General features: G+C 62.6%; 7 protein-coding genes and 1 pseudogene. 2 read left to right on the top strand and 6 right to left on the bottom strand.

The window, feature by feature from the left end; translation table 11 throughout:
* The 3 genes from U9R81_RS17880 to menB all read right to left on the bottom strand — a co-directional run.
* Window positions 1-204 (bottom strand): AMP-binding protein (locus U9R81_RS17880; RefSeq protein ID WP_416180988.1); only part of this gene is annotated, 204 nt, incomplete at its 3' end.
* A gap of 17 nt (window positions 205-221) precedes the next feature.
* Window positions 222-1,130: a 1,4-dihydroxy-2-naphthoate polyprenyltransferase gene (locus U9R81_RS17875; RefSeq protein WP_322496772.1), complete on the bottom strand. Its 909-nt coding sequence runs from the start codon at window positions 1,128-1,130 to the stop codon at window positions 222-224.
* A 293-nt stretch (window positions 1,131-1,423) separates the two neighbouring features.
* Window positions 1,424-2,251 (bottom strand): 1,4-dihydroxy-2-naphthoyl-CoA synthase, encoded by an 828-nt coding sequence (gene menB / locus U9R81_RS17870; protein ID WP_322496771.1) that lies wholly within the window; start codon window positions 2,249-2,251, stop codon window positions 1,424-1,426.
* Between the two features lie 184 nt (window positions 2,252-2,435).
* On the opposite strand from menB, the gene glp reads away from it, so the two are divergent.
* On the top strand, window positions 2,436-3,665 hold the full coding sequence (gene glp, locus U9R81_RS17865; protein WP_322496770.1) for a gephyrin-like molybdotransferase Glp: 1,230 nt from the start codon (window positions 2,436-2,438) through the stop codon (window positions 3,663-3,665).
* A 319-nt stretch (window positions 3,666-3,984) separates the two neighbouring features.
* Entirely contained in the window at window positions 3,985-5,955 is a 1,971-nt protein-coding gene (locus tag U9R81_RS17860; protein ID WP_322496769.1) for a molybdopterin biosynthesis protein, read from the top strand.
* Window positions 5,956-6,018: 63 nt separating this feature from the next.
* Here U9R81_RS17860 and U9R81_RS17855 read toward each other — a convergent pair whose 3' ends face one another.
* The 3 genes and pseudogenes from U9R81_RS17855 to U9R81_RS17845 all read right to left on the bottom strand — a co-directional run.
* A complete protein-coding gene (locus U9R81_RS17855; RefSeq protein WP_322496768.1) occupies window positions 6,019-6,297 on the bottom strand; it encodes a ubiquitin-like small modifier protein 1 in 279 nt (92 codons plus the stop codon).
* A 68-nt stretch (window positions 6,298-6,365) separates the two neighbouring features.
* Window positions 6,366-8,195, bottom strand: coding sequence for an aldehyde ferredoxin oxidoreductase family protein (locus U9R81_RS17850; RefSeq protein ID WP_322496767.1), 1,830 nt, complete (start codon window positions 8,193-8,195; stop codon window positions 6,366-6,368).
* 1,032 nt (window positions 8,196-9,227) lie between these two features.
* A pseudogene (locus tag U9R81_RS17845) lies at window positions 9,228-9,524 on the bottom strand (2-succinyl-6-hydroxy-2,4-cyclohexadiene-1-carboxylate synthase); the annotation flags it as partial.

Raw genomic sequence — 9,524 nt, 5'->3', positions numbered from 1 at the left:
CACCACCGCCGCATACGCCAGCCGGTTCCGCGCCAGCAACGCCACGCGCGCTTCCGGCGGCACACTTTGGCCCAGCCGCGCCGCTACCACTCCGGCCCAGCGGTCAAGCTCGGCAAAGGTGTAGGTCGCTTCGGCGCCAATCAGCGCCGGATGGTTGGGACGTAGGGCAGCTTGCCGCGCCAGCCAATCGGGAAGGTGGATCATAGCGGTACGAACGGGCTCTAGCCTAGCGCCAGCCCGATGGCAAAGAGCACCCCAAAGATCAGGTGCAACCGTCCGGTTCCGACCAGCGCCTTATTCAACGCCCGCCCGCGCTCGCGGTTGACGAAATCGATCAGGTTGAGCGCCATCGGCGCGGTGAGCCAAGCCAGCAGCGTGAACGGCGATTCGCCGCCCCACATCCATACCAGCGGCAGCAACACAAACGCGCCAAGCACCAAGAGGGCGAACTCGCTGCGGGCAAAGCGCTCGCCAAAGATCACCGCCAGCGTGCGTTTGCCCGCCTTGCGGTCAGTCGGCGCATCGCGCAGATTGTTCACCACCAGAATCGCCGTCACCAGCATCGCCACCGGCAACGCGGCCCACAACGCCACCCAACGGAACTGGCCAGTGTGCGCGTAGTCGGTGCCGATCACGGCCACCAATCCGAAAAAGACAAAGGTGAACAGATCGCCGAGACCGTTGTAGCCAAGCGGAAACGGGCCGGCGGTGTAGAGAATACCGGCGGCGATCGACAGCAACCCAATCACGAGGATCGGCCAGCCAGCCGCCACAATCAGATAGATGCCGGCCAGCGCCGCCATCCCAAAACTGATCAACGCCGCCGCCAGCACCGTCTTGGCCGGCAACAGGCCGAGCTGCGTCACCCGCGGCGGGCCAAGCCGCTCGCTGGTATCAGCGCCCTTCTTGGCATCAAAATAGTCGTTGGCCAAATTGGTGCCAATCTGAATAAAGAGCGCCCCCAACAAGGCCGCCAGCATGACCAATGGCTGAAACTTGCCGGCGCTCAAGGCCAACGCCGAACCGACCAGCACCGGCACCACAGCGGCGGGCAACGTCGCCGGACGAGCGGCCATCAGCCATACCTTCAGCCGCGACGGCGGCGCTGCCGGAGCTGCTTTGGTGGTCATTTTCATACTCCCTTTTTGCTGAATGCAGAGGCACGCCGAAAGAGATTTCTATCTTGTATCAGAATCGATGCGCGACACAATTGACTTGTATGGAATGCGGCAGTCAAACTGCCGCATTCCATACGTGAACCGCCTGCGTACCTCTCGCTAGATAGCACAGTATTGGTATGGAGTGCGGCAGTCAAACTGCCGCACTCCATACGTGAACCACCTGCGCACCTCTCGCCAGATAGCATAGTATTGGTGTGGAATGCGGCAGTCAAACTGCCGCACTCCATATCTCCCCCTTCGCCTCACGGATAGCGGCGGAAGCGGCGGAAGTTCGGCTTACGCTTCTCGAGGAAGGCTTGCTTGCCCTCTTGCGCCTCTTCGGTCAGATAGTAGAGCAGTGTGGCATCACCGGCCAACTGCTGCAACCCGGCATAGCCATCGGCAGCAGCATTAATGCTGGCTTTGAGCATGCGGATCGCCAGCGGGCTCTTTTCCAGAATCTCGCGCGCCCACTGCACCCCTTCGTCTTCCAGCCGTTCAAGCGGCACCACCGCATTCACCAAACCCATCTCCAACGCTTGCTGGGCATTGTACTGCCGGCACAAGTACCAAATCTCGCGCGCCTTCTTGTCGCCGACCATGCGGGCCAGCAGGTTCGAGCCATAGCCGCCATCGAAGCTGCCTACCTTCGGCCCGGTCTGGCCAAAGATGGCGTTGTCGGCAGCGATCGTCAGATCGCAGACCACGTGCAACACATGGCCGCCGCCAATAGCATAACCGGCTACCAGCGCGATGACCGGCTTGGGAATAATCCGGATCAGGCGCTGGAGATCGAGCACATTCAACCGCGGAATCTGGTCTTTGCCCACGTAACCGCCGATCCCGCGCACACTCTGATCACCACCCGAACAGAACGCCTTATCACCGGCACCGGTGAACAAAATCACCCCGATCCGCTCGTCGTCACGGGCGCGCGAGAAGGCATCGATCAGCTCGTTGACCGTTTCAGGCCGGAACGCATTGCGCTTTTCGGGCCGGTTGATCGTAATCTTGGCAATCCCCTCGCCAGCCGCGTCGTGCTCGTAAATAATGTCGGTATACTCGTGAACTTTCACCCACTCGATTGGCATACATCTCCTCGCTGTCGTCAGATTGGCAGCCTGTAAATAATGTACCATATTCTTTCTCGCAGGGGGTGCAGAGGGAAATACGACCATCGGCTGCCAAGAGATTGATGCCTCATGAGTGGCACCCCAACCACGCGCGAAAACTTGGTATAATGGCGATAGCCCAAGCTGAGACCAAGGAGCAGCTATGCCTGAGCTGTTTCAGGTAGTGACGATTGCCGAGGCCAATGCTCGGCTCAGCGCGCACATTAGCCCGCTGGAGCGCCGCGAGTCGCTGCCGCTGCACGCGGCCCTCGACCGGGTGCTGGCCGAAGCATTGCATTCGCCGGTTGATTTGCCGGCTTTTCCGCGTTCAACCATGGATGGATTCGCGGTGCGCGCTGCCGACACTTACGGCGCCAGCGAGAGCCTGCCCGCCTATCTGACCCTCTGTGGCGAGGTGCCAATGGGCCGCGCACCGAACTTCACCGTCGGCCCCGGCCAAGCGGCGCTGATCCATACCGGCGGTATGCTCCCCCCCGGCAGCGATAGCGTGGTGATGATCGAGCATACCCAGTATCTCGACGCCACCACGATTGAAGTGGTGCGGCCCGTCGCGATCGGCGAAAACGTCATCCCAATCGGCGAGGATGTCAAGTGCGGCGAGTTGCTCTTCCCGCGCGGCCACCGCCTCCGTCCGCAAGATCTTGGCGGTCTCGCCGGAGTCGGCATCGTCAATGTGCCAGTGGTTGAGCAACCACGGGTGGCGATTCTCGCCTCCGGCGACGAGGTGGCGCCCGCCGATGCCGAGATCGCACCGGGACAGGTACGCGACATCAATAGCTACACCATCGCCGCACTGGTGCGCCGCGCCGGCGGCAAGCCAATCCTGTGCGGCATCGCGCCTGATGATCCGGCAGTGCTGGAGCGCATGGCGCGCGCGGCGCTGGAAGCCGCCGATATGCTGGTGCTCTCCGCCGGCAGCTCGGTTAGCGCGCGTGACCATACCGTCAAAGTCATCGAGTCGCTTGGCGCACCGGGGGTGCTAGTGCATGGCGTGGCTATTCACCCCGGTAAACCCACCATCATCGCCGCTGCCAGCAACCGCCCGATCTTTGGCTTGCCCGGCAACCCAGTGTCGGCAATGATCGCGTTCGGTCTCTTCGTCGCCCCGGCCCTGCGCCGCCTGCAAGGCATGCCCGACGCCGATCCGCCGGCTCTCCAAGCCGTGCTGACCCTCAATGTGCCTTCCAAGCCGGGCCGCGAAGACTTTGTGCCGGTGCGGCTGGAACGGCGCGACGGGGTGTTGTATGCCGAGCCGGTCTTTGGCAAGTCGAATCTGATCTATACCATGGCCCACGCCGATGGCCTTGTGCGGGTACCACTCGATCTGACCGGGTTGTACGCAGGGACAACAGTTGACATTACGTTGTTTTGAAGGGGTTATGTGATTGCGAAGGGGCAACCCGTATGTCATTGCGCAGGGCGCGCGCGCTACTGTTATTGCGAGAGCGCGCAGCGCCCGCAGCAATCTCCCGCTTTAGCGAGAAGGATGCCTGAGCGGGCGCCATTCGCTGAAGGAGGAGATTGCTTCGCCGCCGCCGGCGGCTCACAATAACAACGGGGGCGCGGCGGCGCGCAAGGACAACTGGGGAGCGAGGCGGCGCGCAAGAACAAAGTCGAGGACGAGCATTGCTTGCTTATAAATTAGCTAAGTCTGCAACCGGAATCGCTCGCATAACACCGTAGAGTTTCTTATGTCAAAACGACGCTACTACCTCGAAGATCGCGCTCTCGATGACGCGATTGCTCGCTTTGAAGCGGCCCTTGCCCGCGCCGGCGGGGTGCATCTGCTCGGTAGCGAGACCATTCCGCTCGCCCAAGCCCGCGGACGGGTCACCGCAGCGCCGGTGTGGGCCGCTCGCTCGGTGCCGCATTATCACGCCGCTGCAATGGACGGCATCGCCGTGCGGGCAGCGGCCACCGTCGGCGCGACCGAGTCGTCGCCGCTGACGCTCACTATCGGCGAGCAGGTGGTATGGGTGGATACCGGCGATCCGATGCCTCCCGGCACCGATGCGGTGGTGATGGCCGAGAATGTGCAGGTGCTCGACGAGACGACGGTGGCGATCAATGCTGCGGTGGCGCCGTGGCAACACGTGCGCCCGCTGGGTGAAGACATTGTGGCAACGGAATTGATTGTCGCCGAGGGGGTGGTTTTGCGGCCGGTTGATCTCGGTGCGATTGCCGCCGCTGGCTACGCGACCGTCACCGTGCGTCGCCGTCCGCGGGTAGCGATTATTCCTACCGGCACCGAGCTGATTACGCCAGAAGCCGCTGCCGCGCGCGAAGCGGCAGGCCAGCCGGTGCAGCCGGGTGAGATTATCGAGTTTAACTCGCTGATTCTCGCCGGTTTGGTTGAGGAGTGGGGCGGGGTGCCTACCCGCCTACCGCCCGTCCCCGACCGGCAAGAGCTGTTGCGCGCGGCAGTGGCGGAAGCGTTGGCGAACCACGACGTGATTGTGATTAACGCCGGTTCGTCTGCCGGTTCCGAAGACTATACCGCTTCGATCATCGCCGAGTTTGGCGAGGTGGCCGTGCATGGCGTCGCGATTCGCCCCGGCCATCCGGTCATCCTCGGTGTGGCCGGCGGCAAGCCGGCTTTTGGCTTGCCCGGCTACCCCGTCTCGGCAGCGTTGACGGCGGAACTCTTCCTGCGCCCGTTGCTCTACCAGCTGCAGGGGCTCACGCCGCCGGAACGGACCAAAGCGACGGCGTATATCAGCCGCAAATTGCTCTCACCGATGGGGGAAGATGAGTTTGTGCGCGTGACGTTGGGCCGGGTAGACGGGAGACTGATTGCGACGCCGCTTTCGCGCGGGGCCGGCGTGGTGACGTCGCTGATCCGCGCCGATGCGATCGCCCATATTCCCCGCTTTTCCGAAGGGTTGCACGCCGGGGCGGAAGTGACGGTCGAGCTGCTGCGCCCACAGTCCGCGATCGAGTCTACCATTGTCGCGATTGGCAGCCACGATCTCGCCCTCGACCTCTTGGCCGGCTATCTGCAACGCACTGGCGCAAGCCGCCGGCTCAGCTCAGCCAACGTCGGCAGTTTCGGTGGCTTGATGGCGCTCAAACGCCGCGACGCGCACCTCGCCGGAATGCATCTGCTCGATGAAGAGACCGGTGAGTATAACGTTTCGTATGTGCGGCGGTACCTGCCCAATGAAGAGATTGTGCTGGTGCATTTGGCCGATCGCGAACAGGGTTTTCTAGTGGCGCCGGGCAACCCGCTGGGATTGCGCACACTCGCCGACCTCACCCGCGCTGGCGTGCGCTTCGTCAACCGGCAACGCGGATCGGGCACACGGGTGCTGCTCGATTACCAACTGCGCCAAGCGGGAATTGACCCTAGCGCTATCACCGGCTACGAACGCGAAGAGTACACCCACATGGCGGTCGCAGCGGCGGTGCAGAGCGGCGCTGCCGATGTTGGCCTCGGCATTCGCGCCGCTGCCCAAGCCTTGGGCCTGACCTTCATCCCGCTCTTTAGCGAACAGTACGACCTCGCTATCCCGCGGCGCCATTGGGAGAGTGATTTGCTGGCGCCGCTCCGGCAGATGTTGTTTGAACCCGCCTACCGGCAGGCGGTTGCAGCGTTGGGAGGATATGACGTCACCCGTATGGGCGAAACAGTAGCGGTGAGGTATGCCTCACCGCACCCCTAACCCAGCATACGGCGCGGCGTAACTAGCGCAGCATGCCGTGCCGCATTAATCCTGCTGCACCCATCACCCGCCGGCGACGGCGGGAAAAATATCAACCGTATCACCCGGCTTAATCACCGTCTCGACGCCATTAGGCAGGTACGGCGCATCGCGGCCATTGATAAACACATGCACGTGCGGGTAGAGGTTGCCGTCTTCGTTGAGCAGCTCTTTGCGCAGGCGCGGAAACCGCTCAACGATGACATCAACCAGTTGTTTCACCGTCACATGCTCACCAACATAGAACTCTACCGTCCGGCCGCCAACGATCGGGCGCAGAGTCGCATAGAAATTCACTTGCATCGCGTTCCAGTCATTAGAACGGGGCGAGCGCATCCGAGCGCCCGCCCCACGGCTAGCCAGCTCACCACTTAATCGATAATCCCCAGCTCGCGCAGCTTGCTCTCCGGCACCACGCCATTCACCCAACCGCGGGCCGCATAGTACTCGGCGAGCATGTCATCAAGCTCGCAGACATGACCTTCCGAACCGGGCATGGTTGACGGCTCTTGGGTGAAGCGAGCCGGCAGATAGTCGCTGCCCTCACGGAACCCGGCCAGATTGTTGTAATAGCGCTCGAGGTTGTAGATGCGCTCGCCAATCTTGAGCACATCTTCCGCCGTACACTCAACCCCCACTATCGCCGCATACTGGGCCGCATACTCCTCGGCGCTCTCGGCGAAGGCGCTGAACTTGCACAGATCAAGGCTGTCGGAGAAGGCGTGAACATCTTGGAAGATCTTCACCAGCTCACCCTTGCCCTTCCACGCCAGCGGATCGACCTTGAGCGAGCCGAACGGCATCACCCCCAGCTCAGCGGCAGGGGTATAGGCGCGCAGGTGGCAGGCGCCGCGGTTGCTGGTCGCGTAAGCAATGCCCATACCCTTCAGGCCGCGCGGATCGTAGGCCGGCACGCCTTGGCCCTTCACCGTCATCGCCAATTCGGGATGGCCAAAGTAGCGCGCCGTCGCATCAGCGCCATCGGCCATCACATTGCCAATCCCCTCGCGCATCGCAATCTTGCGCGCCATCTCGACCATCGCCATCGTGTCGCCCCAAGCAAGGCCGCCGGCGCCGTTGGTATAGCCGCGCTCGGTTGCTTCCATATACACCGAAAGCGGATGGCCCAGCTCGATGGCATCCATGCCGTAGTCGTTGCACAGATCGATCAGCTTGGCGACGGTGTTGATATCATCGTTGCCGCAGTTCGCGCCAAGCGCCCATGCCGGCTCGTACTCGACGCTCTCCATGCGGAGACCCTTCCACGGCCCCTCTTTAATCTCGACCTCTTTCTTGCAGGCCACCGGGCAAGCATGGCAGGTCGGGTCATTGACCAGAATATGCTCCTTGACATACTCGCCGCTCAGCTTCTCGGCGTTGGGGCCAAACGAGGTGACCATGCTGTTCTTGGTGGGCAACGCCCCCATCGCGTTGGTGATGTTCATTAGCACGTTGGTGCCATAGACCGAGAGACCACCCTTGCGCGGACTAGTAATATTCCGCTCGTCCATAATGGTCTCGAGCGCGCGTTTGTGCGCCGGCTTCCACGCATCGAGGTTGGCCGCCTTGGGCATCTTCTTGGCTGACTTGATCACCACCGCCTTGAGCAGCTTGCTGCCGCCGACGCAGCCGGTGCCGCCGCGCCCGCTAGCGCGGTCGTTCTCGTTGACCCAGCAGGCAAACTTGACCAGATTCTCGCCAGCGGGGCCGATCGCGATCACGCTCAAATCCTTCTCGCCGTAGCGCTCGCGGAAGAACTTGACCGTATCGTGAATGCCTTTGCCCCAGACCTCCGAGGCATCCATAATCTCGACGATGCCATCATGCACGTACAGGTAGACCGGGCCGCTGGCCTTGCCCTTCACCAACAGGCCATCAAAACCGGCCCAGCGCAGCCGCGCCGCCGACCAACCGCCGTGGTGGCTGTCGGTGACGGTGCCGGTCAGGGGTGACTTGGTGACAATCGCCATCCGCCCGCTCATATTCGCTTCGGTGCCAGTCAGCGGGCCGTTCATAAAGCAGAGCAGGTTATCGGGCGAGAGTGGATCAACCTGCGGGCCATTCTCTAGCATATAGCGCACCCCAAGCCCGCGCGCACCGATATACTTGCGCGCCCAATCTTCGGGAATGCCGCGATATTCCACCGTTCCAGCCGTCAGATCGACATGGGCGACTCGATTTGCGTACCCGCCAAGAGCCATAACGTCCCTCCTCACAATAGCAAACGAAGCGACATTGGCGCCTCAAAGCGACCTCCTGACGCAGACGACCAAAGACAGCGATAACCGTCGCAGACGCTAACTGGCGCGAAGGAGACGGCGCGCGCAGCGGCGGTCAGCGCAAACCGACGCCCAGTCCGTCTGGATGCGCTTCCACCTGCAATGACCCTCTGCGCACACACCTTCCCGCCACTTCATGTTGACACCCGGCTGCACTGCCTTATTGACGTTTGCGTAAGAGTATGATAGGGATATTGTATATCAAGGAAGGCGGTAAAGCAATACGTTAACGGCATTTACACCTCACTATTCGGCTAGAGCAATACCGGCGCTGCCGTGCCCATTGCCACTGCACGCACTATCTGCCAGAAACGTGGAGCAACCATTGTGAGAGCGCCAAGCCAAGGAGCGCATCAATTGCTTCGCCGCGCGCAGCCCGGCTCACAAAGACAATTGGAGAGCGGGGGGCCAACCCCGTCTGTCATCGCGAGGGCGCGCAGTGCCCGAAGCAATCTCCCCCTTCAGTGGCGCCTCTGCCTGCGCGGCATCCCCTCCCCCCAGCGGGAGTGGGGCAAGAAGGTGCATTCCCCGCATCATATCGCCCGGCCCGCAAGGGCCGGGCTACAGGTACGAAGCCCGCGCAGCGGGCTGATCGATGAGTGATGGCGTCTCGCACGCGCGGGGGATTGCTTCGCCGCGCGCAGCGCGGCTCGCAATGATAAAGGGGGAACGCGACGCGCAAGGACAAAGGTTGCCTGTCATTGCGCAGGGCCGCCCGCGCTATTGTCATTGCGAGGGAGTGGCGGCCCCAGCGTAGCGCAGGGCCACCCGACCGAAGCAATCTCCCCCTTTGGCGGGAAGGATGCCTGAGCGGGTAGCTTCCGTGCTCGCAGGAGACTGCTTCGCCGCCTGCGGCGGCTCGCAATGACAACTGGGGCACGAGGCGGCGGCCCCGTATGTCATTGCGAGGGGGCGCAGCCCCCGAAGCAATCCCCCCTTTCAGCGAAAGACATGTCAGTCTGTCGCTTCAGCGAGAAAATCGCTGATCAACCTGCCAACCATCGCTGGCTGCTCGATCTGCGCCGCGTGACCGACATCCGGCACGATCACGTGACGCGTATGCGGCATCAGTGCCGCCATCTGCGCCCCGATCGCACAGAACTTCTCGTCGAGCGCGCCGGTGATGAGCAGTGTGGGGGTAGCGATGGCTGGCAACGCCGCCCACAACGACGGCTGCCGTCCAACACTCATCCCGCGCAGCGCGTTAGCGTACCCACGCGCGCTGCCGGCCAGCCGCTGCGCCGCGCGCAC

The organism is Chloroflexus sp., assembly GCF_034435895.1.
In the GTDB taxonomy this organism is placed as follows: domain Bacteria; phylum Chloroflexota; class Chloroflexia; order Chloroflexales; family Chloroflexaceae; genus Chloroflexus.
The sequence above is the reverse complement of the archived record's forward strand: the minus strand, read 5'-3'. Positions and strand labels throughout refer to the sequence as shown.